This window comes from Streptomyces sp. NRRL S-455, from assembly GCF_000717875.1.
Classification (GTDB): domain Bacteria; phylum Actinomycetota; class Actinomycetes; order Streptomycetales; family Streptomycetaceae; genus Streptomyces.
Map to the genome: position 1 here is coordinate 221,374 of NZ_JOCT01000005.1, position 25,489 is coordinate 246,862.

The following is a 25,489-nucleotide window of genomic DNA, read 5'->3' on the forward strand; positions in this document are numbered from 1 at the left end:
GATCGTACGGGCGCTCCGCGGGGAGGGCCGAGTGCGGGTGGTGGGTGCCGAGGCCGTGTGGGTGCTTCGTGGCCGGCCGCGCCCACGCGGCGGATCCGCGGCAGCGGCACGGCCCCGCGCCCCTGAGGGGGCGCGATGGCTAGCGGAGCCTTGCCACGCGCCAGACCGCCAGCGCGACGACCGCCGCCACCATCACGGCGTACGCGAGGACGACCCGCCAGTCCGGTCTGCGGCCGGAGCCCCTGGCCGGGAGGCCCGGCCACGTGTAACCCACGCGGCGGGCCGCCATCATGCCCCAGCCGGCCGCGCACGAGCAGATCAGCAGGCCGAGCATGGCGATGACGGCCCCGCTGTCGCCGAAGTCGAAGGCGAGCGGGAAGGCGAACATCAGGGAGCCGAGTGCCGCGAGTCCCACGATGGGTGCCAGCTGCCAGATGCGCAGCCGGCGCTGCGGGCGCAGCTCGACCTCCACCTCGGCGAACATCTCGCCGGGCTCGGGACCGTCGTCGGTCACACCCTGCGCCTCGTCGGGCCCGTCGGAGCTGAGGCGGTCCGCCTCCTGCTCCGGTCCGTCCAGGTTCTCCGGGCCGTCCAGGTGCTCCGGGCCACCCCGGTGCTCCGGTTCATCCCGCTCGGCGGTGATGTGATCGGTGCTCTGTGCGGTGTCGCGAGGGCCGGCCTCCATCGCCACGCGCCCTCCCAACTAGGACTCAACTCGGTCGATCGAAGCTCGATGATGGCACGCCGTCGATGGCCCGGATGACGGCCTGGGCGTCCCGATGCCATGACGTGATCAGGCTGTAACCGGTCGTTCGACCAAAGACAGCGCGAGCTGCGGAAGTTCTGTGAGATCGGCCGCTGCCCCACTCAGCCAGTGCACCCGCGGGTCGCGCCTGAACCACGAATCCTGACGGCGCGCGAAGCGCTTGGTGGCACGCACGGTCTCGGCCCGCGCATCCTCGAGGGTGCACTCCCCGGCGAGGGCCGCGAGCACCTGCTGGTAACCGAGCGCGCGCGAGGCCGTACGCCCTTCACGCAACCCCTGCGCCTCCAGTGCGCGGACCTCGTCCACGAGCCCGGCCTCCCACATCCGGTCGACCCGGCGGGCGATGCGCTCGTCCAGCTCGGGCCGGGCCACGTCGACGCCGATCTGCAGCGTGTCGTACACCGAGTCATGACCGGGGAGGTTGGCGGTGAAGGGCCTGCCGGTGATCTCGATCACCTCCAGGGCCCGGACGACCCGGCGGCCGTTGCTGGGGAGGATCGCCCGCGCGGCCTCGGGGTCGGCGGCGGCCAGGCGGGCGTGCAGCGCGCCCGAGCCGCGCAGTGTGAGTTCCTCCTCCAGGCGGGCGCGGACCTCGGGGTCGGTGCCGGGGAACTCCAGGTTGTCGACGGCTCCGCGCACGTACAGTCCGGAGCCGCCGACCAGGATCGGCCAGCGGCCCTCGGCGAGCAGCGCCTCGATCCGTTCCCGGGCCAGGCGCTGGTACTCCGCGACGGACGCCGTGACGGTCACGTCCCAGATGTCCAGGAGGTGGTGCGGCACGCCGCCGCGCTCCTCGGGCGTCAGCTTGGCCGTGCCGATGTCCATCCCACGGTAGAGCTGCATGGAGTCGGCGTTGACGACCTCTCCGCCTAGGCGCTGGGCCAGGAAAACGCCCAGATCGGACTTTCCGGCCGCAGTTGGTCCGACGACGGCGATGACGCGGGGGGCGATGGGTGCACTGCTCACCGACCCAGTCTCGCAAACCTCGAACCCCGCTCTCGAACGAGTTACGTGACGCCGCAGCCGCAGGGTCGTTGCCCGTTCGAGGTTCCTGCCGCCGGACGACAGAGGCGGCGACCCGGGTCGGGCAAACGGACGCACCGGGCTACGCGGGATTTCGCCCGCACGAGTAACGTATGGAGTGGATATGGGCGTTTTTGCACGACTTCTCCGGCGGTCGAAGACCACGGAGGAGACGCCTGCCGCCGAGGCTCAGGCCGTCGCGACCAAGGCCGACTCCGAGGCGGAGAGGGCTCCGGAGACGGGGGAGGCCACGCCGGCGAAGGCGTCCGACGGGGCAGCGGAATCGGCCGGACCGGTGGCCGAGGCCGCCGAGGCCACCGAGACCGAGAGCGTCGACATCCCCAAGCAGCAGTCCACCGACCAGGCGGCCGACAACGAGGCCGGTGAGAGCGCCCGTACGTGACCACCCCCGCGCGAGGGCGGACGGCCGCGGAGCACGAAGGCTCCCGGCCGTCCGCCGTTTCCCGCGCTGGCCGCCAGGTCTACGACCAGCCGGCCACGATGTATCCCACGCCGTACGGCGCGTCCTCGTACAACAGCGATCCGCCGAGGTCCGCGCCCTCCGCAGCGCCCGCCAGGACCTGCCAGGGCGCCCGGCCGGACACCTTCAGCTCGTCCGCGAGCCCGGTGTCCAGCGCGGTCAGAGCCGGCAGGTCAGCCGCGCCGAGCGCACGGGCGACCTCCGCGTCGAAGGGCGCCGCGCGTTCGTCGAGGTAGCCGGGGGCCTTGAGGGTCCGGCAGGCGCTGGCGTCACCCATCACCAGCAGCGCGACCCGCTCGTCCCGCGCGGCGATCTCCCGTCCGGTCCGCACGCACAGCTCGGACGCGAGCCGCTCCCCCACACCGAGGCCCTCGACCGGGACGCCGGACCGGTCCGTCCGCTCCAGCAGCCAGGCGGCCACCGCCAGCGAGTACGGCAGTCGCCGTTCCGCGTCCGCGCCTCCGGCCGCCCCGAGCCGTACGTCGAGATCCACGCCGAAGCCCCGGAACGAGCCCCGCGTGCCCTCCGGGAACGTCTCGGCCCCGGCGCCGGCCACCGGTCCGACCACGACGAGACGCCCGGGCCGGGCGGCGGCGAGCACGCCCAGCGCGTCCGAGCAGGCGGCCCGCACGGCGTCCAGCTCCGAGGCGGAGCCCGCGGCGACGTCGGGAACCAGGAGGGGCGGACAGGGACAGACTGCGGCGGCGACAAGCATGATCGGCAGGGTAGCTCTCAGGTGGCGTTGCTCTGCGGGCAGCGGCACGCCCCAAGCCCGACCTGGGCTGCCGCGGTCCCGCCTCAGTCGCAGCCGCAGCCGCTCGCCGCCACCGGGAGCGGCTCCGGGACGCCGACCTTGGGCAGGCCGAGCAGGACGCCGGTCGGCTGGGACGCCTTCGCCGACTTCTCGGCGTTGCGCTTCTCCCAGGCGTCACCCGCGCGCGTCCGGCGCACGTCGAGGACGGAGCCCTCGGCGAGGAGGTGGTGCGGGGCGGCGTAGGTGATCTCGACGGTGACCACGTCGCCGGGGCGGACCTCCTGGTCCGGCTTGGTGAAGTGGACCAGGCGGTTGTCGGGGGCGCGGCCGGACAGGCGGTGGGTGGAGTCGTCCTTGCGGCCCTCGCCCTCGGCGACCATGAGCTCCAGTGTGCGGCCGACCTGCTTCTTGTTCTCCTCCCAGGAGATCTCCTCCTGGAGGGCGACGAGACGCTCGTAGCGCTCCTGGACGACCTTCTTCGGGATCTGGCCGTCCATCTCGGCGGCCGGGGTGCCCGGGCGCTTGGAGTACTGGAAGGTGAAGGCCTGGGCGAAGCGGGCCTCGCGCACCACGTGCAGCGTCTGCTCGAAGTCCTCCTCGGTCTCGCCGGGGAAGCCCACGATGATGTCGGTGCTGATCGCCGCGTGCGGGATGGCGGCGCGGACCTTCTCGATGATGCCGAGGAAGCGCTCCTGGCGGTAGGAGCGGCGCATGGCCTTCAGCACCGGGTCCGAGCCGGACTGGAGCGGCATGTGCAGCTGCGGCATCACGTTCGGCGTCTCGGCCATGGCGGCGATGACGTCGTCGGTGAAGTCCCGGGGGTGCGGGGAGGTGAAGCGGACCCGCTCCAGGCCGTCGATTTTGCCGCAGGCCCGAAGCAGCTTGCTGAAGGCCTCGCGGTCGCCGATGTCGGAGCCGTACGCGTTGACGTTCTGCCCGAGCAGGGTGATCTCGGAGACACCCTCGGCGACCAGCGCCTCGATCTCGGCGAGGATGTCGCCGGGGCGGCGGTCCTTCTCCTTGCCGCGCAGGGCCGGGACGATGCAGAAGGTGCAGGTGTTGTTGCAGCCGACGGAGATGGAGACCCAGGCGGCGTACGCGCTCTCGCGGCGCGTGGGAAGCGTCGAGGGGAACGCCTCCAGCGACTCGGCGATCTCGACCTGCGCCTCCTCCTGCACGCGGGCGCGCTCCAGCAGGACGGGCAGCTTGCCGATGTTGTGCGTGCCGAAGACGACGTCCACCCAGGGCGCCTTCTTCACGATGGTGTCGCGGTCCTTCTGCGCGAGGCAGCCGCCGACCGCGATCTGCATGCCGGGACGCCTGGCCTTCTTGGGCGCCAGGTGGCCGAGGTTGCCGTAGAGCTTGTTGTCGGCGTTCTCACGCACGGCGCAGGTGTTGAAGACGACGACGTCCGCCTCGCCGTCGGAGCCCTCCGGGGCGCGCACGTATCCCGCGTCCTCCAGCAGACCGGCCAATCGCTCGGAGTCGTGGACGTTCATCTGGCACCCGTAGGTGCGTACTTCATAGGTGCGCGTGCCGCCCACTGCCTGGCTCCGGTCGATGCTGCTCATGGGGACAAGGGTAGGCGGTCGGCGGACCTGGCTCGGTCGCCTGTGGACAACCCGGCCACCGGCCTCACGCCTCGATGAGCCCCGCCCGGATCGCGTACCTGGTCAGCTCCAGGCGGTCGCGCATGCCGAGCTTCTGCAGGAGGTTGGCGCGGTGACGTTCGACCGTCTTGGCGCTGATGAAGAGGAGTTCGCCGATCTCCTTCGAGGTGTGGCCCTCGGCGACCAGCTTGAGGATCTCCTCCTCGCGTTCGGTGATGGGCCGTTCCGGCAGGCCGCCGCCCCCGCGCAGCCGCTCCAGGTAGGAACGGACGAGGGCCCGCTCGGCCCCGGGGTAGATGAACGGCTCGTCGCGCACGGCCGCCCGGCAGGCCTCGACCAGGTCGCGGTCGGCGACCGATTTGAGGACGTAACCGCTGGCCCCGGCCCTGAGCGCCTCGAAGAAGTACTCCTCGTTGTCGTACATGGTCAGGATGAGGATGTGCAGGTCGGGCAGTCGACGGGAGAGCTCGCGGGCGGCCTGGAGGCCGGTCATGCGGGGCATGGCCACGTCCAGGACGGCCAGGTCGACGGCGGTCTCGCGGGCCCGTGCGACGGCCTCGGCACCGTCGCCGGCCTCGGCGACGACCGTGAGGTCCGGCTCACCGTCCAGGATGAGGCGCACGCCCCGGCGTACGAGGGTGTGGTCGTCGGCGAGCAGGACACGGATCGGTGGGGCCATCAGCGGGGTCCTTCTGTCACGGGTGTGCGCGATGTCACGGGTATGCGCAGCCGTACGTCGGTGCCACCGCCCGGGGCCGGTTCGAGGGTGAGGCCGGCGCCGATCAGGAGGGCCCGTTCGCGCATGCCGGTGATGCCGGCGCCCTCCGGGGCGTCGCGGAGACCCGTGCCGTTGTCGCGGACGAGGAGTTCGACGCCGCCGGGGACCGGCTGGAGCCGGAGTTCCGCGCGGTCGGCGGCGGCGTGCCGGGCGGTGTTGGTCAGGCCCTCCTGGGCCACTCGGTAGACGACGAGTTCCGATTCCGGGTTCAGGGCGGGGAGGTCGCCGGTGACACGGTGGCGCACGGTCAGCCCGTGGGTCGTGAACTCGGCGGTGAGCGAGCGCAGGGCGCTGGCCAGGCCGAGCTCCTCCAGGACACCGGGACGCAACCGGCGGGCGATCCGGCGGATCTCCTCCAGGCCGGCCCGGGTCGCCTCCTGGGCCTGTCCCACCTCCTCGCGCAGGCCCTCGGGTGCCCGGTCCGCGACGCGCTTGAGCTGGAGGAGGACCGCGGTCAGGGTCTGCCCGACCTCGTCGTGGAGTTCCCGGGCGATCCGGTGCCGTTCACGCTCCTGCGCGGACAGCGCCCGCGCGGCGCCCGAGGCCCGCTCGGCCTCCAGACGGTCGAGCATCCTGTTGTACGTGGTGATCAGCCCGGCCGTCTCCGCCGGGCCGGCGACCACCGGGCGGGAGCCCGGACGCAGCAGGTCCGCGGTGGCCATGGCCTGGTCCAGCCGCTGCAGGGGCCCCAGGCCGAAGCGCAGCACGAGCGCGTTGCCGGCGAGCAGCACCGCAAGTCCGCCGAGCAGTACCAGCGCCTCGCCCGCGAGGACGGGAGTGGACACGGTGACCGGGCCGAGCAGCAGCGCGGTGGCCACGACCAGGCCCATGGCGTTGAGAGAGAAGATCCGCCAGAACAGCGACACGTTCCTGGATCCGTCCCTTCCGGCCTTCGCACGCGACTCCGCCCGGTTCACCCTCTTCCGTGACCGGCGGCCGCGCATATCCGTCACGACACCCATGTCGTCACCGTACGGCCGGATGGCAGCATGCGGACGTGGCCCGTCCGTTGATCGGCACCGCTCACGGCACGGGCATCACCACCGACATCGACGCAAACAAGACACACACCACCGAACAAGGGGAAGAAACGTGTCAGCTCCGCGCCTGAGGGCGACGCCGCTGCCGGGAATCGGGGTCCAGTACGACCTGGAGACCCGGGAACACCGCCATCTGTCGGTGGTGGCGCACCGCGACGGCACGCGCACGGTCAACGTGTACCGGGCCGACGATCCCGACTCCTGTGCGCATTCCCTGCGGCTGACCGGCTCGGAGGCCGGTTCACTGATCGACGCGCTGATGCCGACCCACCACAGCCCGAGCCTGCTCTACACCACGGACCTGGGGCTGGTCGCCGAGCGGATCGAGGTGGCCGCGACCTCCCGCTGGAACGGGCGGGTGCTGGGCGACATGCGGATGCGGACGGAGACGGGCGCGTCGGTGGTGGCGGTGCTGCGCCGGGCCGAGGCCATCCCCTCGCCCGCGCCGGACTTCCGGCTGGCGGGCGGTGACACGCTGATCGTTGTCGGCACCCGTGAGGGCGTCGACGCCGCCGCGACGATCCTCGAGCGGGAGTGAGCCGGTGCACTCCGCTGTCCTGCTCATCGAGTTCGGTTCCATCATCCTCGGCCTCGGCCTGCTCGGCCGGTTCGCCGGCCGTTTCCGGATCTCGCCCATACCGCTGTACCTCCTGGCCGGTCTGGCTTTCGGCGAGGGCGGTCTGCTGCCGCTGGGCGCGAGCGAGGAGTTCATCGCCACGGGCGCCGAGATCGGCGTCATCCTGCTGCTGTTGATGCTGGGCCTGGAGTACACGGCGAGCGATCTGGTCTCCAACCTCAAGACGCACTACCCGTCCGGTCTGGTCGACTGCGCGCTCAACGCCCTGCCGGGGGCGGCGGTGGCGCTGCTGCTCGGCTGGGGGCCCGTGGCGGCCGTCGTCCTGGCCGGTGTCACCTGGATCTCGTCGTCGGGCGTGATCGCGAAGGTGCTCGGCGATCTGGGCCGGGTCGGCAACCGGGAGACGCCGGTGATCCTCAGCGTGCTCGTGCTGGAGGACCTGGCGATGGCGGTGTACCTGCCGATCGTCACCGCGCTGGTGGCGGGGGTCGGGCTGCTGGCCGGCAGCGTGACCCTGGCGATCGCGCTGGGCGCGGCGGGGCTCGTGCTGTTCCTGGCCTTGCGCTACGGCAGGCTCATCTCACGGTTCGTCTCCAGCGACGACCCGGAGAAGCTGCTGCTGGTGGTGCTGGGCCTGACGATCCTGGTCGCGGGTGTGGCGCAGCAGCTCCAGGTGTCGGCGGCGGTGGGGGCCTTCCTGGTGGGCATCGCGCTGTCGGGTGAGGTGGCGGAGGGTGCCCACACGCTGCTGAGCCCCTTGCGTGACCTGTTCGCGGCGGTGTTCTTCGTCTTCTTCGGACTGCACACCGACCCGACCAGCATCCCGCCGGTCCTGCTGCCCGCCCTGGGCCTGGCCGTCGTCACCGCCCTGACGAAGATCGCCACCGGCTACTGGGCGGCCCGGCGGGCCGGGATCTCGGTCAAGGGCCGCTGGCGTGCGGGCGGTGCGCTGGTGGCCCGCGGCGAGTTCTCGATCGTCATCGCCGGTCTGGCGGTCTCCGCGGGCATCGAACCGTCCCTCGGGCCCCTGGCCACGGCCTACGTCCTCATCCTGGTCGTCCTGGGCCCGCTGACCGCGCGCTACACGGAGCCGGTGGCCACCTGGTGGAGCCGGCGCCGCGAGCCCCGCCGGGACGTGTATGAGACGACTCCACGGACGACGGAGGCCGAGGCGCCGGTGGCGGACTGACGGCAGTGGTGCGGTGCCGTGGGGTCGCCGTATCCGCCCCGCAGCACCCCGGCCCGTCAGTCAGTCACTCCCACCGGGCGCCCACCCCTGCCTTCGCAGCACCTCCGACACATCCGGTGCCTCGTAATGCTCCCCCTTGAGCACCTTGCCGTCCTCGCGACGGGACACCGACCCGTCGGGGCCGATCTTCGTCATGTTGGAGCGGTGGATCTCGGCGAGTACCGCGTCGAGGTCGATGCCGTGGACGAGGGCCGTGCCGTAGGCGACGTAGACGACGTCCGCGAGTTCGTGGGCGAGCCGGTCCAGCGGGCCCGTCACCGACACCTCGGCGACCTCGGCGGCCTCCTCCGCGAGGAGTTCACCGCGGTGGGCGGCGAGTTCCGGGGAGATCTCCGTCGGGGTGCTGCGGGCGTCCAGGCCGAAGGCGCGGTGGAACTCACGGACCAGGTCTGCGGGCGAGGAGCTCATGGGGGCGACTGTAGTGGCCGCCACTGACAGTCCCCCGCCCTCCCCTGTGACCCCTGCCCTGGTCAGAGGGGCACCCCGGCTGGCAGGATCGCCCGCATGTCCAGGACGCTCCCCCCTATCGGCAGGCGCCGGGCCCTGCAGGGCGGCACCGCCTCCCTCGTGGTCCTCGGCCTGCTGCTGTGGTGGCTGCGCCCCTGGGCCGAGGAGCCGCCGGACGGGACCATCAGGTTCAGCACGGGCACGCGCGCGGGGGTCTACTACGAGTACGGCGAACTGCTGCGCGCCGAGATCGACAAGGACATGCCCGACCTGAACGTGCGCCTGCTGACCAGTGCCGGTTCCCAGGAGAACGTCAGGGACGTGGCCACGGGCGACGCCGACTTCGCGATCGCCGCGGCCGACGCGGTCGCCACCTACAAGCTCGGCAACGGCACGGGCGCCGACCGGCTGCGCGGAGTCGCGCGCCTGTACGACGACTACGTCCAGCTCGTCGTACCACCGGACTCGGACATCCGCTCCGTCGCGGACCTGCGGGGCAAGCGCGTCGCCATAGGGCTGCCGAGCTCCGGCGTGCGGCTGATCGCGAACGGCGTGCTCAAGGCGGCCGGTATCGACCCGGAGAAGGACATCAAGCCGTCGTCCGACGGCATCGACACCGGCCCCAAACGGCTGGGACACGGGCTCGACGCGTTCTTCTGGTCGGGCGGGCTCCCCACGGACGGGCTCAGCCGGCTGGCCAAGAAGTCGGCGTCGGCCTTCCGGTTCGTGCCGATCGACGCCGCCCTCGTGGCCAAGCTGCACGACCAGGGCGGTGCCACGCGCTACTACCGTGCCACCAAGATGCCGGAGTCGGCCTACCCCACCATCCAGCGCGGCGACCCGGTCCCCACCCTGGCGGTGTCCAATCTGCTGGTCACCCGCAACGACATGAACCCCCGGCTCACCGAGTGGCTGACCCGTACGGTGATCGACAGCCGGGACGGCATCGGCGCGACCGTCCACTCCGCCCAGCTGGTCGACGTCCGCACGGCGATCTACACCGACCCGCTGAAGCTGCACGACGGCGCCCGGCGCTACTACACGTCCGTCAAGCCGTAGCCCGGTCGCCCGACCGCTGAGGGCCGTTACGCCGGCGCGCCCCTCGGAACCGACACCGTCACCTTGAGCCCCTGCGGCTCGTGATGCCCGTACGCGATCGAACCGCCGCCCGCCGCGAGCAGCGCCCGCGAGATCGACAGCCCGAGGCCCGAGCCCTTGATGTTCTGATGGCGGCCGCTGCGCCAGAAGCGGTCGCCGATGCGGGCCAGTTCCTCGTCGGTCAGACCGGGGCCGTGGTCGGTGACGACGACGGTGGAGGTGTCGCCGTTGGAGGCGACGGTCACCTCGACGCTCTCGCCCTCGGGCGTGAACTTCACCGCGTTGTCGATGACCGCGTCCAGCGCACTGGACAGCGCGACCGGGTCGGCCCACGCGGTGGTCGGCGGGCAGTCGCCCACCAGGCGCACCCCCTTGGCCTCGGCGGTCGGGGACCAGGCCGCGACGCGTTCGGCGGTGAGCGCGCCGATGTCGGTGATCTTCAGGTCCGCCTCGCTGTGCTCGGCCAGCGCCAGGTCGAGCAGGTCGTCCAGGACCTGCGCCAGGCGCTTGCCCTCGGCCTGGACGGAGGCGATCTCCTGGTTGCCCTCGGGCAGTTCGAAGGAGAGCAGCTCGATGCGCAGCAGCAGCGCCGCGAGCGGGTTGCGCAGCTGGTGCGAGGCGTCGGCGACGAAGGCGCGCTGCTGCTCCAGCACGTCCTCGACGTTGTCGGCCATCTCGTTGAAGGACCGCGCCAGACGCCTGAGTTCCGGTGGCCCGCCGGCGGCGGCGACGCGGGACTTCAGCCGCCCGGTGGCGATGTCGTGGGTGGTGGCGTCCAGGACCCGGACGGGCTTGAGCACCCAGCCGGTCAGCCGCAGGGCGGCGCCGACGGCCAGCAGCATCGCGGCGGATTCGCCCGCGCCGATGACGAGCCAGCCGTGCAGCGTGCGCGAGCGCATCTGCCCGGTGGGCGAGTCGGTCACGACGACCGCCACCACGTCGCCGTCCCGGATGACCGGCGAGGCGACCACGAGGGTGCGGCGCTGCCAGGGCCACACCTGCTTGGGATCGTGACTGCGGCGGCTGAGCAACGCCTCGTCGAAGGCGTCCCGTACCTCGCCCTCCGCCGGCAGGGACCACTCCTCCGGTGCGTGAGCCATGGCACTGCCGTTGCGGTAGAAGACACCGGCCCGGATGCCGTAGACCCGGTGGTAACTGTCGAGTTCCGTGCTGAGCGCGGTCAGGCGCTCGTTCTCGAACGCGCTGGTGGCCTCGTCGGGCGAGTCGGTGACGAACTGGGCGAGGGCGGCGAAGCGCGCGGTGTCGTCGATCCGGTCGACGACGACGTTCTGCTGCTCGGCGCCCGCCAGGCTGACGGCGAGCGGGACGCCCAGCGCGAGCAGCACGGCCGCCATCAGGACGATCAGCAGCGGGAGCAGACGAGTGCGCACCCGACCCCGCTACCCGGCAGGCGCGACGAGCCGGTAACCGACTCCGCGAACGGTCTCGATGAGGGCCGGCATGCGCAACTTGGCGCGCAGAGACGCCACATGCACCTCAAGAGTGCGCCCGGTCCCCTCCCAGCTCGTCTGCCACACCTCGCTGATGATCTGCTCCCGCCGGAAGACCACCCCGGGCCGCTGCGCGAGCAGCGCCAGCAGATCGAACTCCTTGCGCGTCAGCTGGATCACCGCCCCGTCGACGCTGACCTGGCGCGTGGGCAGCTCGATGTGCACGGCGCCGAGGCGCAGCCGGGTCTCGATGCCGCTCGAGGTGTCCTCGTGGGACGTGCGCCGGCTCACGGCGTGGATACGGGCGAGCAGCTCACCGGTGTCGTACGGCTTCACCACGTAGTCGTCGGCGCCGAGATTGAGGCCGTGGATGCGGGAGCGTACGTCGGAACGCGCGGTGACCATGATCACCGGGGTGCTGGTGCGTTTGCGGATCTTGCCGCAGACCTCGTATCCGTCCTGGTCGGGCAGGCCGAGGTCGAGCAGGACGACCCCGAAGCAGTCGCTCTCGGGGACGAGTGCCTGGAGGGCCTCCTCACCGCTGCGCGCGTGCGTGACGTCGAACCCGTGCCTCGCCAGGACCGCCGACAGGGCGGCGGCGACGTGGTTGTCGTCCTCGACGAGCAGCAGTCTCATCCGGGCCCCCTTCGGTTCACTGGCCGTACGATCTGGATGTGTAGAAAAACGGGTGCACGCGCGCGGGCACCCTGTGCAGTCACGCTGATGGATGAGGACGGCGTCAAGAGGGTTCCGGTTGCGGAGCGCTTCCGTTACCCGGCCGATATGAGCGCTGCTCATAAGTGCTACGACACGTGTCCGATTGCTATCGGATCGTGATGCTCAGATTCCCCTCAGATGTAATGACGCAGGTCGTAGAGGGTTACTACTGTCCTCCGAAACCGAGGAGGACGGAGCCTGAGAGCGATGACCGAAGTATCGGTGGCCAAGGAAGATGTGGCCGCGACCGGCGAACTGGTCGTCCTGAAGAGCGTCAACAAGCACTTCGGCGCGTTGCACGTACTCCAGGACATCGACCTGACGATCGCCCGCGGCGAAGTCGTCGTGGTCATCGGACCCTCCGGGTCCGGGAAGTCCACCCTGTGCCGCACCATCAACCGCCTGGAGACGATCGACTCGGGCGCGATAACCATCGACGGCAAGCCCCTGCCCGCCGAGGGCAAGGAGCTGGCCCGGCTGCGGGCCGACGTCGGGATGGTCTTCCAGTCCTTCAACCTCTTCGCGCACAAGACCGTGCTCGAGAACGTGATGCTCGGCCAGATCAAGGTCCGCAAGAAGGACAAGAAGGCGGCCGAGGAGCGGGCCCGGGCCCTGCTCGACCGGGTCGGCGTGGGCGCGCAGGCCGAGAAGTACCCGGCGCAGCTCTCCGGCGGCCAGCAGCAGCGTGTCGCGATCGCACGCGCGCTGGCCATGGAGCCGAAGGTCATGCTCTTCGACGAGCCGACCTCCGCGCTCGACCCCGAGATGATCAACGAGGTGCTGGAGGTCATGCAGCAGCTCGCCCGCGACGGTATGACGATGATCGTCGTCACCCACGAGATGGGTTTCGCACGATCGGCTGCAAATCGCGTGGTGTTCATGGCGGACGGCCGAATCGTCGAGGAGGCTGCGCCCGACCAGTTCTTCAGCAACCCGCGCAGTGACCGTGCCAAGGACTTCCTGTCGAAGATCCTGCACCACTGACGGCGCGGGCCGCTTCGAGCGCGGCCCACGTCGCCCGCCCTTTTGAGGGCCCGCATCTCCTTCACCAGCCAAAGGATGTTCACGATGAAGCTCCGTAAGGTCACCGCCGCCTCGGCCACCGTCTTCGCTCTCGCCCTGACCGCCACGGCCTGTGGTGGCAACGGCGACTCGGGCGACTCCGGCTCCGGTTCCGGCGGCGGAAAGACGATCACGGTCGGCATCAAGTTCGACCAGCCCGGCCTCGGCCAGAAGACGCCGCAGGGCTACGCGGGCTTCGACGTCGACGTCGCCACGTATGTCGCGAAGAAGCTCGGTTACGACGCGGACCAGATCGAGTGGAAGGAGGCGAAGAGCGGCGACCGCGAGACCATGCTGCAGCGCGGTGACGTCGACTTCATCGCCGCGACCTACTCGATCACCCCGGAGCGCCAGGAGAAGGTCGACTTCGCCGGCCCGTACCTGCTGGCCCACCAGGACGTGCTGGTCCGCGCCGACGACAACAAGATCAAGTCGCCGGAGGACCTGAACAACGCCAAGCTCTGCTCGGTGACCGGCTCCACCTCGGCGCAGAACGTCAAGGAGAAGCTGGCGCCCAAGGCGCAGCTGCAGCCGTACCCGACCTACTCCGCATGCCTGCCCGGCCTGCAGAACGGTGCCGTCGACGCGCTGACCACCGACGACTCGATCCTCGCCGGTTACGCCGCCCAGGCCCAGTTCAAGGGCAAGTTCAAGCTCGGCGGCTTCAAGCTGACCAACGAGAACTACGGCATCGGCGTCAAGAAGGGCAGCGACCTCAAGGACAAGATCAACAAGGCCCTTGAGGAGATGGTCGCCGACGACTCCTGGCAGAAGGCCGTGGACAAGAACCTCGGCCCGGCCAACTACAAGAACGAGCCCGCGCCGAAGATCGGCGACATCAAGAGCTGAGGCAACGCCTGACAGGTGCGCCGCACTCCGGGGCGGCGCACCGGGCATCCCTATACGCGGAAGCGCGGGAGATCGTGTTCGACTTTCTTGAGGATTACGACCTGCTGGGGGCCTTCTGGACAACAGTGCAGCTCGCTGTGCTGTCCGCCGTCGGCTCTCTCATCTGGGGCACCCTGCTGGCCGCCATGCGCGTCGGCCCCGTGCCACTGATGCGCGGCTTCGGGACCGCGTACGTCAACATCGTGCGGAACATCCCGCTGACCGTCATCATCCTGTTCACATCGCTGGGCCTGAACCAGACGCTGGGGGTCTCCCTCGGCGCGGACGACGTCGAGACGATCAACTTCCGGCTCGCCGTCCTGGGGCTGATCTTCTACACCTCGTCCTTCGTGTGCGAGGCCCTTCGCTCCGGCATCAACACGGTGCCGGTCGGGCAGGCGGAGGCGGCCCGCGCGATCGGCCTCAGCTTCAACCAGGTGCTGGGTCTGGTCGTGCTGCCGCAGGCGTTCCGTTCGTCCGTCGTCCCGCTGGCGAACGTGCTGATCGCCCTGATCAAGAACACCACGGTGGCCGCCGCCATCGGTGTCGCCGAGGCGGCGGTGCTGATGAAGGAGATGATCGAGAACGAGGCTCAGCTGCTGTTGATCTCCGCGATCATCGCGTTCGGGTTCGTGGTCCTGACGCTGCCGACTGGTCTGATCCTCGGCTGGGTGGGCAAGAAGGTGGCGGTGAAGCGATGAGTTCCGTTCTGTACGACGCCCAGGGCCCTCGCGCCAAGCGGCGTAACGCCGTCCTCACGGTGGTCTTCCTGGTCGCCGTCGCGGCTCTGCTGTGGTGGGTGTACAAGGCCCTCAAGGACAAGGGCCAGCTGGAGTGGGCCCTGTGGGAACCGTTCTTCTCCGGCAGTGAGGCCTGGACCACGTACATCTGGCCCGGTCTGCAGAACACGCTGAAGGCCGCGGCTCTGGCGGTGATCATCGCGCTGCCGCTGGGTGCGGTTCTCGGCATCGCCCGCCTGTCGGACCACGCCTGGGTCAGGGTTCCGGCCGCGATCGTGGTCGAGTTCTTCAGGTCCATCCCTGTACTGGTCCTGATGATCTTCGGCCTCGCTCTGTTCGCCGAATACACCAACGTCAGCTCCGACGACCGTCCGCTGTACGCGGTCGTCACCGGCCTGGTGCTGTACAACGCCTCCGTCCTCGCCGAAATTGTTCGGGCGGGCATCCTGGCCCTGCCCAAGGGCCAGTCCGAGGCGGCGATGGCGATCGGCCTGCGCAAGGGGCAGCTGATGCGCCTCATCCTGCTGCCGCAGGCGGTCACCGCGATGCTCCCGGCCATCGTGAGTCAGCTCGTCGTCATCGTGAAGGACACCGCACTCGGCGGCGCGGTCCTGACCTTCGCCGAGTTGCTCTCCTCCGCCAACACGATGAGCGGCTACTACGGCGCGAACGTCATCGCCAGCTTCACCGTCGTTTCCGTGATCTTCATCGCCCTCAACTTCGCCCTCACGTCGTTCGCGAGCTGGCTGGAGCGCCGGCTCCGGCAGGCCAAGAAGTCGACGGGTGCGGTTGTGGGCGCGGACGAGACACAGGTCGCCGGCACGACCGGGACCGGCGCCGGAGGCACCATCTGACACACGGTCACCTCATGTGAAACCATCAGGGGCAGTGGCATGATCGCCACTGCCCCTGATCACTTGACGCAAGCACCGGCAATAGGTTGCATACGTTCTGTGATCGTGCACCCTGCTCCAACTTCCTGTTCACCTACGTCTCGCAAGACACTCAGGACAACACCACGGGCAGGGGGCGCCGCGTCGTGGACCCGGTGATCATCGTCGGAGCGGGGCCCGTCGGGCTCACGCTCGCTCTGGCACTTGCTCGTCAGGAGGTGCCGTGCGTCGTCCTCGACGAGGGGCCGGGCAAGGACGAACCTCGTGCGTCGCGCACCGTCGTCCTGCGTGAGGACACCGCCGCCCTCATGGAACGGCTGACCGGTGTGCCCCTGGACCGGGTCGGTGCCCAGTGGGCCGGATGGCGGTCGGTCCGGCGCAAACAGGTGATGCGCGAGGTCTTCTTCGACGGCACCGAGCCGATCCCGCTGCACATCGCCCAGCACGTCCTGACCGACGCCCTGCGGGCGGCCCTCTCGGGCGAACGGCTCGTCAAGGTCGCGGTGGAGAGCCGCCTGGACGGCATCGAACAGGAGTCCTCGGGAGTCACGGCCCACACGCGCGGCCCCAAGGGCACCTGGTGGCGCGGCAGTTACCTGGTCGGCTGCGACGGCCCCCGCTCGACCGTGCGCAAGCTCCAGGACATCCGCTTCCCGGGCCGTACGGCGGTGGAACGTCACGCCGTCGCCGCCCTGCGCACGGAACTCCCCTGGCCCGACGAGGCGTTGCTGCACCGCATGCCGCCGTGGCGCATGTCGGGCCCGTCGGCCGGTGAGGTCACCGCGCGCCCGCTGCCGGACGGCGTCTGGCGCCTGGACTGGCTGCTGCCGCCCGGCAAGGACCTGGTCACGCCCGAGCTGCTGCTGACCCGCATCCGGGAGACCCTGGCCGGCTGGGCGGGCGGCACGGCCCCGCCGTACGAGCTGCTGGACACCGGCGTCCACACGGTCCACCACCGTCTGGCCCGCCGCTGGCGCGCCGACCGCGTCTTCCTCGCCGGGGACGCCGCGCACCTCCTCGGTGCCCTGGGCACGCACGGGCTGGACGAGGGCCTGCGGGACGCCGACAACCTCGCCTGGAAGCTGGCGCTGGCGTGGCATCACGGGCCGCACGAGGAGCTCCTCGACAGCTACCAGGCCGAGCGGCGCGCCGTCGTCGCCGCCCGGCTGCGTGCCGCCGACCAGGCGTTGCCGTTGCTGCGCGGCGGCGGGGGACTGCGCTCCTACGTTCCCGGCTCGGCCCGTGGGCACGACTCTCTCCTCACGGACGGTCACTTGGGGTACGGCCAGCTCGGCGCGCCGGGGGCGTACGCCGACTCGCCGCTCGCGCCCGGGAAGCTCGAAGGGGAGGTCCCCGTCGACACACCGCCCGGAGCGCCGGTCGCCGATGTGACGGTGACCGCGGAGGACGGAACGTTCGTACAGCTGAGGGACCGGCTCGGCCGGGGCTCGCTGCTCGTGGTGCTGATCGCGCCGGGCACGGGGGTGTGGGAGCGCAGGCACTGGGTCAGTGCCGGCATCATGCCCCGGCTCGCGGCCGCGGTTTCGGCACTGCCGCACCCCGCCGAGCTGCTGGTCGCCGAGAGCTACCCGGGCGCACCCGCGCACACGGTGCTTCTGGTGCGCCCCGACGGGCACCTTGTCACCGCGCTGAGCGGAGTGCGGCCGGCCGACCTGTACGCGGCGGCGGAGGCGACGGTGGGCGGACCGGTGAAGGCGCAGGCCGAGGCCGGTGCTTCGGCGGGCTCTCACTGACGCGGGCGTCCTGGACCGACGTGACCACTGTCACTGTGCGTCCGCATGGTGACAATGAGTTGACCGGTCCGGATGCTCATGGTGTACTCCGGTGCGTGACCGACACCTGTGTGCGCCTGTGGCGGAGGGTCCATATGGACCTCCTCCGCTATGCGGGCTGCGTGTGTCGCCCGTCCTGCTGACTTCGCATTCTTCCTTCCTTCAGTGCGCGCGCCGCGTTCTCTCTGCCGCGGCTGTCGCGACTGCCTCGCGAACCCTCCTCAGGACCCTCAGGACGGCACCCGTGTCTGTATCCCGTTCGGCATCCCTCGCCGCATCCCCTTCCCTCTCCCCCTCCGTCCCCTCCGCCGGCTCTGCGCCAACCCGGACAGACCTCTTCGACTTCGTGCGGCGTACGGCAGCCGACACGGAGCTGATCGCGTCGCTGCCTCTCGACCCTGAAGGCCGCACCTGGGTGCGGCTGGACGGGCCAGGCGGCAGCGAGGCCTGGTTGATCGGCTGGCCACCCGGCACGGGAACCGGCTGGCACGACCACGCCGACTCCGTCGGCGCCTTTCTGACCGCTGAGGGTGAGCTCACGGAGAACTCGCTCGCCGCGCGGCTGCCCACCGACGGCTGGAAGACCCTCGAACTCTCCGACGGTGTCGACCGGCATCGCCGGCTGGCCGCCGGGCAGGGCCGCGCTTTCGGCCGGCACCACGTCCACGAGGTGCTCAACGAGTCCCCCGACCGGCACGCGATCTCCGTGCACGCCTACTACCCGCCCCTTCCGCGGATCCGCCGCTACAGCCGCAGCGGGCCGATCCTGCGACTCGAGCAGGTGGAGCGGCCGGAGGACTGGCAGTGAGTGACAGTGGTCAGCAGGTGAGTTCCGACGTCCTGCCCCCCGTCGGTATCGACGAGTTGCTGGAGCGTGTGCGCGCGAGCTATGAACGGATCGAGCCGCGGCAGGCGTACGAGGCCGCCCGGGCAGGTGACGCGCTGCTGGTGGACATCCGCTACGCGGCGCTGCGTGAACGGGACGGCCTGATCCCCGGTGCCCTCGTCGTCGAGCGCAACGAACTGGAGTGGCGTCTCGACCCGCAGGGCAGCCATCGCCTGCCGGAGGCCGTGAGTCACGCCCTACGCGTCATCGTGATCTGCAACGAGGGATACGCCTCCAGTCTGGCGGTCCAGTCCCTGCGCCAGTTGGGACTGCACCGCGCCACCGATCTGGTCGGCGGCTTCCAGGCCTGGCGAGGGGCGGGGCTTCCGGTGGTGTGAGCCGGAGCCCCGAGCGGTGAGCCGGTCGGCTGCCGACTCAGAATCCCTCGTCCGCGAGAAACTCCGTGTCCTCGCCCTCTTCCTCCAACGCCTGCCTCACCACACGCAGCGCCATGCCCTCGGGGTAGCCCTTGCGGGCGAGCATGCCCGCAAGGCGGCGGAGCCGCTTGTCGCGGTCGAGCCCGCGGGTGGCACGGAGCTTCCGGTCGACGAGTTCCCGCGCGGTCGCCTCCTCCTGCTCGGAGTCGAGCTGGGAGACGGCCGCGTCGATCAGCGTGGAGTCGACGCCCTTGGTCCGCAGTTCCCGGGCGAGCGCACGACGGGCCAGGCCTCGGCCGTGGTGACGGGACTCCACCCAGGCGTCGGCGAAGGCGCTGTCGTTGATGAGGCCGACATCCTCGAACCGCGACAGCACCTCCTCGGCGGCGTCGTCCGGGATCTGCCGCTTGCGCAGGGCGTCGGCGAGTTGTTTGCGGGTCCGCGGGGTCCCGGTGAGCAGGCGCAGGCAGATCGCCCGAGCCTGCTCGACCGGGTCCCCTGGAGGCTCCCCCTGCTCGGCCCTCGACGAGGTAAGGGCACCTCCGTCTTCGGTCATCACCTCACCGAAGCCACGCCGGCGACGCCCACGTCCACGCCGCCCCTCGGGCGTCCCGCCGTCACGCGAGCCGCCCCTGGACGATCTGCCTCCACGTGAGCCCACGCCGGATGAGCCACCGTCCTCGGAGCCGCCCCCGTACGCCCCGTCACCCCCGAACAGCCGGTCGTCGTCCCCGTGAAGGTCCTCCCCGTCCACGGCCGAGCCCGTGTCGCCTCCGGTGCCCCTCCCCCGTGGGACACCGGAGGCGGCGTACTCGTACTCCGCCCAGTCGGTTCGCCGTGTCACGGTCAGCTCTTGGCTGCGGCGGCCTTGGACTTGCTGCTCTTGGCCGCCGCCGGGGCAGGCACCGCCGCCGCGTCGGCCGGTGCCGGGGAGACCGCGGCGTCCGCGCCCGGCTCGGCAACCGCCTCCTCGGGACGCACACCGACGCCCAGCTTCTCCTTGATCTTCTTCTCGATCTCGTTGGCCAGGTCAGGGTTGTCCTTCAGGAAGTTGCGCGCGTTCTCCTTGCCCTGGCCGAGCTGGTCGCCCTCGTACGTGTACCAGGCTCCGGCCTTGCGGACGAAGCCGTGCTCCACGCCCATGTCGATCAGACCGCCCTCGCGGCTGATGCCCTGGCCGTAGAGGATGTCGAACTCGGCCTGCTTGAAGGGCGGCGCGACCTTGTTCTTGACGACCTTGCAGCGGGTGCGGTTACCGACCGCCTCCGTGCCGTCCTTCAGGGTCTCGATGCGGCGGATGTCGATGCGCACCGAGGCGTAGAACTTCAGCGCCCGGCCACCGGTGGTGGTCTCGGGGGAGCCGAACATCACGCCGATCTTCTCGCGGAGCTGGTTGATGAAGATCGCGGTGGTCTTGGACTGGTTGAGCGCGCTGGTGATCTTCCGCAGGGCCTGGCTCATCAGGCGGGCCTGCAGACCCACGTGGCTGTCGCCCATCTCGCCTTCGATCTCCGCGCGCGGGACGAGCGCGGCGACGGAGTCGATGACGATGAGGTCGAGGGCTCCGGAGCGGACCAGCATGTCCACGATCTCCAGGGCCTGCTCGCCGTTGTCCGGCTGGGAGAGGATGAGGTTGTCGATGTCGACGCCGAGCTTCTTCGCGTACTCGGGGTCGAGCGCGTGCTCCGCGTCGACGAAGGCGACCTGGCCACCGGCCTTCTGGGCGTTCGCCACCGCGTGCAGGGTCAGGGTGGTCTTACCGGAGGACTCCGGTCCGTAGATCTCCACGACACGGCCGCGGGGCAGGCCGCCCACGCCGAGCGCCACGTCGAGGGCGGTGGACCCGGTCGAGATGACCTCGATGGGCTCCTTGGTCCGGTCGCCCATGCGCATGACCGCGCCCTTGCCGAATTGCCGTTCAATCTGTGCGAGCGCGGCATCCAGGGCCTTCTCGCGGTCGGTTCCTGCCATGGGTTCCACCCGATTTGCTTGAGTCGATCGCTTCACGTCAAAGACGCTAACGCCTGCCACTGACAATGCGCCCCGACGCACGTCCGGCCTGTGGATAACTCGGGCACCTCTCTACCCAAACTATGTCAAAGTGCCCGCCGTTGAGCCCGACCGGAGGCTCAATAAGAATGGATGTTCGATTTTCGTGTCAAGCGCGCCACGGGACACACGTGCGGGCCCGCTGTCGCCCCTGATGCGCCGGCCATGGCCGACAGCCGGGACCGTGTGTTCCGCTCGGCGACGAGATCAGGAGGTGGCCTGCCCGGGCCCTTCGCCCTCGGACTTCTCCGCCCCCGGTCGCCGTGCCCACAGCTGCCTCGCGCGCGTGACCAGGCTCGGCCCCTCCCCCCGGCGGCGGTGGCCGTGCACCCGGGGGTCGTCCGTGACGTCGTACCGCTTCACGTACGCCCCCAGGAAGGCCTGCAGCGTGGCGACGGCGGGGATGGCGATCAGTGCTCCGACCGCACCGAGCAGCGCGGTGCCCGCGATGACCGAGCCGAAGGCGACCGCGGGGTGGATGTCGACGGTCTTGGAGGTCAGCTTGGGCTGGAGCACGTAGTTCTCGAACTGCTGGTAGATCACCACGAAGATCAGCACCCACAGCGCGTACCAGGGGTCCACGGTGAACGCGATCAGCATGGGCAGCGCGCCCGCGAGGTACGTGCCGATGGTGGGGATGAACTGCGACACCAGCCCCACCCACACGGCGAGCACGGGCGCGTAGGGCACGTCCAGCGCCTGCAGCAGGACGAAGTGGGCCGCCCCGGAGATCAGGGCCATCAGACCGCGGGAGTAGAGGTAGCCGCCGGTCTTGTTCACGGCTATCTCCCAGGCGCGCAGCACCTCCGCCTGCCGTGCGGGCGGCAGGAGGGAACAGACCGTGCGGCGCAGTCGCGGGCCGTCGGCGGCGAAGTAGAACGAGAACAGCGCGATCGTCAGCAGCTGGAAGAGACCCCCGATGACCTGGGCGGACACGTCCAGGACACCCGTGGCGCTGTTCTGCACGTAGTTGCGCAGCCAGTCGGAGCGGAGCAGGCCCTCCTGGATGTCCACGCGCTTCAGGTCGGTCTTGAAGTGTGTGTTGACCCAGTGGATGACGGAGTCGAGGTACTCCGGGAAGCCCTCGATCATCTTGACGATCTGGTCCGCGAGGATGGAACCGAGCAGCGTCACGAAACCCGCCGACACGACGATCACGCCGATGAAGACCACGAACGTGGCCAGCCCCCTGCGGATGCCGCGCGAGGCCATCCAGCTCACCGCCGGTTCGATGGCGAGAGCCAGGAAGAACGCGATGAGAATGTTGATCAGCAGGCCGGTGAGCTGGTGGAAGGCCCAACTGCCCAGCTGGAACACGGCGACCAGGGCGAGGGCGAGCACCATGGCGCGCGGCAGCCAGCGCGGCATACGGCCGTTCGGGCCGACGGCCGTCCCGCCCCCTGAGGGCGGCATGGGCGGCGTCGTACCGAACGGGGAGGACTGCTGGGCTTGCTGCCCGGTCTCGTCAGTGGGTGCCACGGACCAAGTCTCACCCACACGGCCTAAAACCGTCTGCCCGCCTGCGATCTTCGTCACCAGGCAGTCAGCGGCCAGTCAGCGGTCTCCACGAACGGTCAACGCTTCTCCCGCGGCACGTCCATCACCGCGCACACCACGTGCCAGACCTCCTTGGCGTCCCAGCCCGCCTCGAGCGCCTCGTGCACCGTGCGCCCGCCGAGTTCCGACATCACATGGTCGCGCGCGAAGGTGTCGGCGTAGCCCGGACCGAAGTGTTCCGCCATCCGCTGCCAGAAGACCGTCAACCGCATGCATCCAGTATCCCGCCCCTGGGGTGGGCCTGAGCCGGGACCGCCTGTCGGCACCGCTTTCCGCCCTACGGTCTGACCCATGGCCGCAACAGGAGCTTCCGCACTCCCCCCGACGCCCCCGCCGGACAGCACCGTCACGCGCGCGGAGCGGTTCGTCTGGCTCACCGCGCGCGTGCTCGAGCAGCGCCTCTTCGCCCACCAGTTCCGGGGCGGCGCCCCGGACCCGGTGGAGACCGCTCTGGACGCCTACCGCAACGAGGACGGTGGGTACGGCCACGCGCTGGAGCCCGATCTGCGCGGCCCGGTCAGCCAGCCGCTGCACACCGCGCACGCCCTGGGCGTCCTCGACGCGGTGGGCCGCTGCGCCGGCCAGCGCGTGGAACGCGTGTGCCGCTACCTGACGTCGGTCTCCACGGCGGACGGCGCCCTTCCGGCGATCCATCCGAGCCAGCGCGGCTTCCCGACGGCCCCCTTCGTGCCCGTCGTGGACGACCCGCCCAGCGCCCTCCTGGCCACCGGGCCGGTGGTGGGACTGCTCAACCGCAACGAGGTGTGGCACGCCTGGCTGTTCCGGGCCACGGACTTCTGCTGGCAGGCGGTCGAGTCCCTGGAGGAGTCCCACCCGTACGAGATCGAGGCCGCCGTGGCCTTCCTGGACTCCGCCCCCGACCGCCCACGGGCCCAGGCGGCCGCCGACCGTCTGGGCCGCCTGGTACGCGCCCATCGTCTCGCGGCCGACCCCGACGACCTGGACGCGTACCCGGTCTCACCCGGCTACGCCCCGGGCGAGCACCACTTCCCGCACGACTACGCGAGGACGCCGCACTCGCTCGCTCGCTCATGGTTCACGGACGACGAGATGGCCCGCTCACTGGATCACCTCGCGTCCGAGCAGCAGGAGGACGGCGGCTGGCCCGTACGCTGGCGCCACTGGGCCCCGGCACCCACCATGGAGGCCCGCCCCTTGGTGACGATCGAGGCCCTGCGAACGCTCCGGTCCTACGGCCGCCCCGTCAGCTGATCACCCGGCCCCCATGGCGCGCACCCCCGCGGTCACCAGCACGGCCGCCGCGACGACGAGCAGGAACGGCGCCCGCAGCACCAGCGCCACGGCCGCTGCCCCGAGCCCGGCGGCCCGCGCGTCGAGCACCAGCGTCTGCCCGTCGGCGAAGGTCTGCTGGGCGGTGAGGGCCGCCAGCAGCGCGACGGGCAGCAGGGCGGCAAGCCGCTTGACGACAGGCCGCTCGAGAGCCCCCGCGGGCACCAGCAACCCGGCCAGCTTGACGGCGTAACACCCGAGGACGGTGACACCGATCGCGATCCAGACGTTCACCGCTCAGCCCCCTCTCCCCTGCGCCGGCCGTCCGCCCAGAGCACGACCGGCGCCGCCAGCGCGGCCACCAGCACCGGCACACCGGCGGGCAGCACGGGCAGCAGCCCGAGCCCCAGCAGCACGGCGAGCCCGGCGACGGCCCGTTCGGTGCCGGTCCTCAGCATGGGTGCGAGCAGCGCCAGGAACACCGCGGGCCCGGCGGCGTCCAGTCCCCACGCGTCGGTGTCCCCGATGGCCCCGGCGCCAACAGCACCGAGCAGTGTGGTGAGGTTCCACAGCACATACAGACTCAGCCCGGTCACCACGAACCCGATCCGCGCACCGCGCCGCGTGGGCTGCGCGAGCGCGACGGCGGCCGTCTCGTCGATCACCCACTGGGCGGCGAACGGCCGCACCGCGCGCGGCAGGGCCAGCAACTGCGACAGCCGCAGGCCGTAGAAGGCGTTCCGCACGCCGAGGAAGAAGGCCCCGGCAGCGGCCGTGAACGGGCCACCCCTTGCGGCAAGCGCCCCCACCAGCGCGAACTGGGACGCTCCGGTGAACACCAGCAGACTGAGCGCACACGTCTGCACCCAGGTGAGTCCGCTGCCCGCCGACGTCACTCCGAAGGCGAATCCGGAGAGCCCGACGGCCACCCCCACGCCCAAGGCGTCCCGCACGACGGCACGGTCCGCCTTCCCACTGGTCCCCGCATCTCTGAGAGCTGTCCGTTCTGCCATGCTCCCGACGCTACGAGCAGCGGCTACCGCGGGTCTTGTACGTTCTTGCGCTCCCGCTGATAGGCGCCCGGAGGGACCCCGACGATCCGGCTGAAGTGCCGGTTGAGATGCGGCTGATCGGTGAAACCCACGGCCACGGCGACCTCCGAGGGCGCCGTCCCCAGGTCCAGCAACCGCCGCGCCCGTCGTACCCGGGCGTCCGTGAGCCACGCGTGCGGCGGCATGCCGTAGGTGTCCCGGAAGGCCCGCAGCAACGCGAACGGGCCGGCCCCGAGCTCGGCGGCCAGCCGCTCCAGACTCGGCGGCCGTGTCATCCGTTCCTCCAGCACGCCCCGTGCGCGTGCCGCGATCCGGGCCCCCGCCGTCCGCACCTCCCGCCGCGGCATGGGTCCGCCGTTCAACCGCAGCAGCCTGGTCACGGCGACCCGCAGCAACGTGTCGGCGGCCAGCGCGTTGCCCTCCTCGGCCGCCCGCAGCACCTGATGCACCAACCCGGCCGCATAGGGATCGTCCACCACCGGACTGACGAACCCGGGCGTCCCCCGCAGCGCCGTCGTCTCGGCCGCGATCTCCGCCACCACGTCGACGGACGGATACACGGCCCCGTACCGCCACCCCTCGGGCACCCCCGCCCGCCCGGTGTGCGGGGTGTCCGGATTCACCAGCGCCAGAGCGCCGGTCCCCGCGTACTGGTCGCCTCCACCGTGGTGGAACACCTCCACCCCCTGGGCAATGGCAGCGATCACGAAGTTCTCGTGCGTATGCCGCACGAACGTCTTGCGCACATACCGCGCCCGCAGCAGATCCACCCCGGGCAGTCCGTCGTACTGCCAGTGCCGCGCGCGCTCGGTCATACGACCATTCTCCGCACGACACATGAGATCCACGGGCCCGCACCCGCGTACGCACGGAAGGGGACGTGTCGGGGGGTGTCCGCCCGCAGCTGGTTGGCGCGTCAACGGACAGTCAATTGGTCTCCGACCCCATCG

At 70.7% G+C, this 25,489-nt stretch carries 28 protein-coding genes and 1 pseudogene; 13 read left to right on the forward strand and 16 right to left on the reverse strand.

Annotation, left to right across the window (positions count from 1 at the left end; genetic code table 11):
- Positions 1-139: 139 nt before the first annotated feature.
- Both IE97_RS0110435 and miaA read right to left on the reverse strand, forming a co-directional pair.
- Positions 140-685: a hypothetical protein gene (locus IE97_RS0110435; RefSeq protein ID WP_030235344.1), complete on the reverse strand. Its 546-nt coding sequence runs from the start codon at positions 683-685 to the stop codon at positions 140-142.
- A gap of 108 nt (positions 686-793) precedes the next feature.
- Positions 794-1,732: a tRNA (adenosine(37)-N6)-dimethylallyltransferase MiaA gene (miaA, locus tag IE97_RS0110440; RefSeq protein WP_030235346.1), complete on the reverse strand. Its 939-nt coding sequence runs from the start codon at positions 1,730-1,732 to the stop codon at positions 794-796.
- A gap of 181 nt (positions 1,733-1,913) precedes the next feature.
- Between miaA and IE97_RS0110445 the strand changes: the two genes are divergently transcribed.
- Positions 1,914-2,192, forward strand: coding sequence for a hypothetical protein (locus IE97_RS0110445; RefSeq protein WP_030235351.1), 279 nt, complete (start codon positions 1,914-1,916; stop codon positions 2,190-2,192).
- A 79-nt stretch (positions 2,193-2,271) separates the two neighbouring features.
- On the opposite strand, the gene IE97_RS0110450 is transcribed toward IE97_RS0110445, so the two are convergent.
- The 4 genes from IE97_RS0110450 to IE97_RS0110465 all read right to left on the reverse strand — a co-directional run bounded on the left by IE97_RS0110450 (position 2,272) and on the right by IE97_RS0110465 (position 6,374).
- Positions 2,272-2,985 carry a class III extradiol dioxygenase subunit B-like domain-containing protein gene (locus IE97_RS0110450; RefSeq protein WP_030235355.1) on the reverse strand — a complete coding sequence of 238 codons (714 nt, stop codon included), beginning with the start codon at positions 2,983-2,985 and terminating at the stop codon, positions 2,272-2,274.
- Between the two features lie 83 nt (positions 2,986-3,068).
- The gene (gene miaB / locus IE97_RS0110455) at positions 3,069-4,595 is read right to left on the reverse strand and encodes a tRNA (N6-isopentenyl adenosine(37)-C2)-methylthiotransferase MiaB (RefSeq protein ID WP_030235358.1); all 1,527 of its coding nucleotides are present in this window, start codon (positions 4,593-4,595) and stop codon (positions 3,069-3,071) included.
- A 64-nt stretch (positions 4,596-4,659) separates the two neighbouring features.
- On the reverse strand, positions 4,660-5,313 hold the full coding sequence (locus IE97_RS0110460; RefSeq protein WP_030235361.1) for a response regulator: 654 nt from the start codon (positions 5,311-5,313) through the stop codon (positions 4,660-4,662).
- Entirely contained in the window at positions 5,313-6,374 is a 1,062-nt protein-coding gene (locus IE97_RS0110465; RefSeq protein WP_030235365.1) for a sensor histidine kinase, read from the reverse strand. Before IE97_RS0110465 ends, IE97_RS0110460 begins: the two co-directional genes overlap by 1 nt.
- A gap of 130 nt (positions 6,375-6,504) precedes the next feature.
- Between IE97_RS0110465 and IE97_RS0110470 the strand changes: the two genes are divergently transcribed.
- Both IE97_RS0110470 and IE97_RS0110475 read left to right on the forward strand, forming a co-directional pair.
- Complete coding sequence (locus IE97_RS0110470) at positions 6,505-6,990, forward strand: cation:proton antiporter regulatory subunit (RefSeq protein WP_030235369.1); 486 nt, start codon at positions 6,505-6,507, stop codon at positions 6,988-6,990.
- Positions 6,991-6,994: 4 nt separating this feature from the next.
- Positions 6,995-8,218, forward strand: a complete 1,224-nt coding sequence (locus IE97_RS0110475; protein WP_030235374.1) for a cation:proton antiporter — start codon at positions 6,995-6,997, stop codon at positions 8,216-8,218.
- Positions 8,219-8,278: 60 nt separating this feature from the next.
- Here the strand turns inward: IE97_RS0110475 and IE97_RS0110480 are convergent, their stop codons facing one another.
- Positions 8,279-8,686, reverse strand: a complete 408-nt coding sequence (locus IE97_RS0110480) for a MazG nucleotide pyrophosphohydrolase domain-containing protein (protein WP_030235377.1) — start codon at positions 8,684-8,686, stop codon at positions 8,279-8,281.
- 96 nt (positions 8,687-8,782) lie between these two features.
- On the opposite strand from IE97_RS0110480, the gene IE97_RS0110485 reads away from it, so the two are divergent.
- Positions 8,783-9,784: a TAXI family TRAP transporter solute-binding subunit gene (locus IE97_RS0110485; protein WP_030235380.1), complete on the forward strand. Its 1,002-nt coding sequence runs from the start codon at positions 8,783-8,785 to the stop codon at positions 9,782-9,784.
- 26 nt (positions 9,785-9,810) lie between these two features.
- Here the strand turns inward: IE97_RS0110485 and IE97_RS0110490 are convergent, their stop codons facing one another.
- A complete protein-coding gene (locus IE97_RS0110490; protein WP_030235384.1) occupies positions 9,811-11,214 on the reverse strand; it encodes a sensor histidine kinase in 1,404 nt (467 codons plus the stop codon).
- A 9-nt stretch (positions 11,215-11,223) separates the two neighbouring features.
- The gene (locus tag IE97_RS0110495) at positions 11,224-11,910 is read right to left on the reverse strand and encodes a response regulator transcription factor (RefSeq protein ID WP_030235388.1); all 687 of its coding nucleotides are present in this window, start codon (positions 11,908-11,910) and stop codon (positions 11,224-11,226) included.
- A 288-nt stretch (positions 11,911-12,198) separates the two neighbouring features.
- Here IE97_RS0110495 and IE97_RS0110500 point away from each other — a divergent pair, with 288 nt between their 5' ends.
- From IE97_RS0110500 to IE97_RS0110530, 8 genes are all read left to right on the forward strand, one after another.
- Positions 12,199-12,975, forward strand: a complete 777-nt coding sequence (locus tag IE97_RS0110500; protein ID WP_030235391.1) for an amino acid ABC transporter ATP-binding protein — start codon at positions 12,199-12,201, stop codon at positions 12,973-12,975.
- Between the two features lie 84 nt (positions 12,976-13,059).
- The gene (locus IE97_RS0110505; protein WP_030235395.1) at positions 13,060-13,902 is read left to right on the forward strand and encodes a glutamate ABC transporter substrate-binding protein; all 843 of its coding nucleotides are present in this window, start codon (positions 13,060-13,062) and stop codon (positions 13,900-13,902) included.
- Between the two features lie 74 nt (positions 13,903-13,976).
- Positions 13,977-14,642, forward strand: a complete 666-nt coding sequence (locus IE97_RS0110510; RefSeq protein ID WP_030235399.1) for an amino acid ABC transporter permease — start codon at positions 13,977-13,979, stop codon at positions 14,640-14,642.
- Entirely contained in the window at positions 14,639-15,535 is an 897-nt protein-coding gene (locus IE97_RS0110515) for an amino acid ABC transporter permease (protein ID WP_030235402.1), read from the forward strand. Before IE97_RS0110510 ends, IE97_RS0110515 begins: the two co-directional genes overlap by 4 nt.
- 185 nt (positions 15,536-15,720) lie before the next feature.
- Complete coding sequence (locus IE97_RS0110520; protein WP_030235405.1) at positions 15,721-17,328, forward strand: FAD-dependent monooxygenase; 1,608 nt, start codon at positions 15,721-15,723, stop codon at positions 17,326-17,328.
- Between the two features lie 110 nt (positions 17,329-17,438).
- On the forward strand, positions 17,439-17,510 hold the full coding sequence (locus tag IE97_RS43595; protein ID WP_310851512.1) for a putative leader peptide: 72 nt from the start codon (positions 17,439-17,441) through the stop codon (positions 17,508-17,510).
- Positions 17,511-17,611: 101 nt separating this feature from the next.
- Positions 17,612-18,175 carry a cysteine dioxygenase gene (locus IE97_RS0110525; protein ID WP_030235408.1) on the forward strand — a complete coding sequence of 188 codons (564 nt, stop codon included), beginning with the start codon at positions 17,612-17,614 and terminating at the stop codon, positions 18,173-18,175.
- Entirely contained in the window at positions 18,166-18,591 is a 426-nt protein-coding gene (locus IE97_RS0110530) for a rhodanese-like domain-containing protein (protein ID WP_106975318.1), read from the forward strand. The genes IE97_RS0110525 and IE97_RS0110530 overlap by 10 nt, the downstream gene beginning before the upstream one ends.
- 37 nt (positions 18,592-18,628) lie before the next feature.
- On the opposite strand, the gene recX is transcribed toward IE97_RS0110530, so the two are convergent.
- From recX to IE97_RS0110550, 4 genes are all read right to left on the reverse strand, one after another.
- Positions 18,629-19,474: a recombination regulator RecX gene (gene recX / locus IE97_RS0110535; RefSeq protein ID WP_030235416.1), complete on the reverse strand. Its 846-nt coding sequence runs from the start codon at positions 19,472-19,474 to the stop codon at positions 18,629-18,631.
- A gap of 2 nt (positions 19,475-19,476) precedes the next feature.
- Positions 19,477-20,601 (reverse strand): recombinase RecA, encoded by a 1,125-nt coding sequence (gene recA, locus IE97_RS0110540; RefSeq protein ID WP_030235421.1) that lies wholly within the window; start codon positions 20,599-20,601, stop codon positions 19,477-19,479.
- 285 nt (positions 20,602-20,886) lie between these two features.
- On the reverse strand, positions 20,887-22,158 hold the full coding sequence (locus tag IE97_RS0110545; protein ID WP_078603165.1) for an AI-2E family transporter: 1,272 nt from the start codon (positions 22,156-22,158) through the stop codon (positions 20,887-20,889).
- A 95-nt stretch (positions 22,159-22,253) separates the two neighbouring features.
- Positions 22,254-22,448 (reverse strand): DUF3046 domain-containing protein, encoded by a 195-nt coding sequence (locus IE97_RS0110550; protein ID WP_030235428.1) that lies wholly within the window; start codon positions 22,446-22,448, stop codon positions 22,254-22,256.
- A 79-nt stretch (positions 22,449-22,527) separates the two neighbouring features.
- Here IE97_RS0110550 and IE97_RS0110555 point away from each other — a divergent pair, with 79 nt between their 5' ends.
- Positions 22,528-23,469, forward strand: coding sequence for a hypothetical protein (locus IE97_RS0110555; RefSeq protein WP_030235433.1), 942 nt, complete (start codon positions 22,528-22,530; stop codon positions 23,467-23,469).
- On the opposite strand, the gene IE97_RS0110560 is transcribed toward IE97_RS0110555, so the two are convergent.
- From IE97_RS0110560 to IE97_RS0110570, 3 genes and pseudogenes are all read right to left on the reverse strand, one after another.
- Entirely contained in the window at positions 23,470-23,781 is a 312-nt protein-coding gene (locus tag IE97_RS0110560) for an AzlD domain-containing protein (protein ID WP_030235436.1), read from the reverse strand.
- Complete coding sequence (locus IE97_RS0110565; protein ID WP_030235439.1) at positions 23,778-24,500, reverse strand: AzlC family ABC transporter permease; 723 nt, start codon at positions 24,498-24,500, stop codon at positions 23,778-23,780. The genes IE97_RS0110560 and IE97_RS0110565 overlap by 4 nt, the downstream gene beginning before the upstream one ends.
- Positions 24,386-25,354 (reverse strand): annotated as a pseudogene (locus tag IE97_RS0110570) (AraC family transcriptional regulator); the annotation flags it as partial. The pseudogene IE97_RS0110570 and the gene IE97_RS0110565, both read right to left, overlap by 115 nt.
- Between the last annotated feature and the right edge of the window lie 135 nt (positions 25,355-25,489).

Excerpts from the sequence above, each read along its gene's own strand:
- IE97_RS0110435 (WP_030235344.1), bottom strand. The coding sequence starts at position 685 with ATGGAGGCCGGCCCTCGCGACACCGCACAGAGCACCGATCACATCACC.
- IE97_RS0110445 (WP_030235351.1), top strand. The coding sequence starts at position 1,914 with ATGGGCGTTTTTGCACGACTTCTCCGGCGGTCGAAGACCACGGAGGAG.
- IE97_RS0110450 (WP_030235355.1), bottom strand. The coding sequence starts at position 2,985 with ATGCTTGTCGCCGCCGCAGTCTGTCCCTGTCCGCCCCTCCTGGTTCCC.
- miaB (WP_030235358.1), bottom strand. The coding sequence starts at position 4,595 with ATGAGCAGCATCGACCGGAGCCAGGCAGTGGGCGGCACGCGCACCTAT.
- IE97_RS0110460 (WP_030235361.1), bottom strand. The coding sequence starts at position 5,313 with ATGGCCCCACCGATCCGTGTCCTGCTCGCCGACGACCACACCCTCGTA.
- IE97_RS0110465 (WP_030235365.1), bottom strand. The coding sequence starts at position 6,374 with ATGGGTGTCGTGACGGATATGCGCGGCCGCCGGTCACGGAAGAGGGTG.
- IE97_RS0110480 (WP_030235377.1), bottom strand. The coding sequence starts at position 8,686 with ATGAGCTCCTCGCCCGCAGACCTGGTCCGTGAGTTCCACCGCGCCTTC.
- IE97_RS0110485 (WP_030235380.1), top strand. The coding sequence starts at position 8,783 with ATGTCCAGGACGCTCCCCCCTATCGGCAGGCGCCGGGCCCTGCAGGGC.
- IE97_RS0110495 (WP_030235388.1), bottom strand. The coding sequence starts at position 11,910 with ATGAGACTGCTGCTCGTCGAGGACGACAACCACGTCGCCGCCGCCCTG.
- IE97_RS0110500 (WP_030235391.1), top strand. The coding sequence starts at position 12,199 with ATGACCGAAGTATCGGTGGCCAAGGAAGATGTGGCCGCGACCGGCGAA.
- IE97_RS0110505 (WP_030235395.1), top strand. The coding sequence starts at position 13,060 with ATGAAGCTCCGTAAGGTCACCGCCGCCTCGGCCACCGTCTTCGCTCTC.
- IE97_RS0110515 (WP_030235402.1), top strand. The coding sequence starts at position 14,639 with ATGAGTTCCGTTCTGTACGACGCCCAGGGCCCTCGCGCCAAGCGGCGT.
- recA (WP_030235421.1), bottom strand. The coding sequence starts at position 20,601 with ATGGCAGGAACCGACCGCGAGAAGGCCCTGGATGCCGCGCTCGCACAG.
- IE97_RS0110550 (WP_030235428.1), bottom strand. The coding sequence starts at position 22,448 with ATGCGGTTGACGGTCTTCTGGCAGCGGATGGCGGAACACTTCGGTCCG.
- IE97_RS0110555 (WP_030235433.1), top strand. The coding sequence starts at position 22,528 with ATGGCCGCAACAGGAGCTTCCGCACTCCCCCCGACGCCCCCGCCGGAC.
- IE97_RS0110565 (WP_030235439.1), bottom strand. The coding sequence starts at position 24,500 with ATGGCAGAACGGACAGCTCTCAGAGATGCGGGGACCAGTGGGAAGGCG.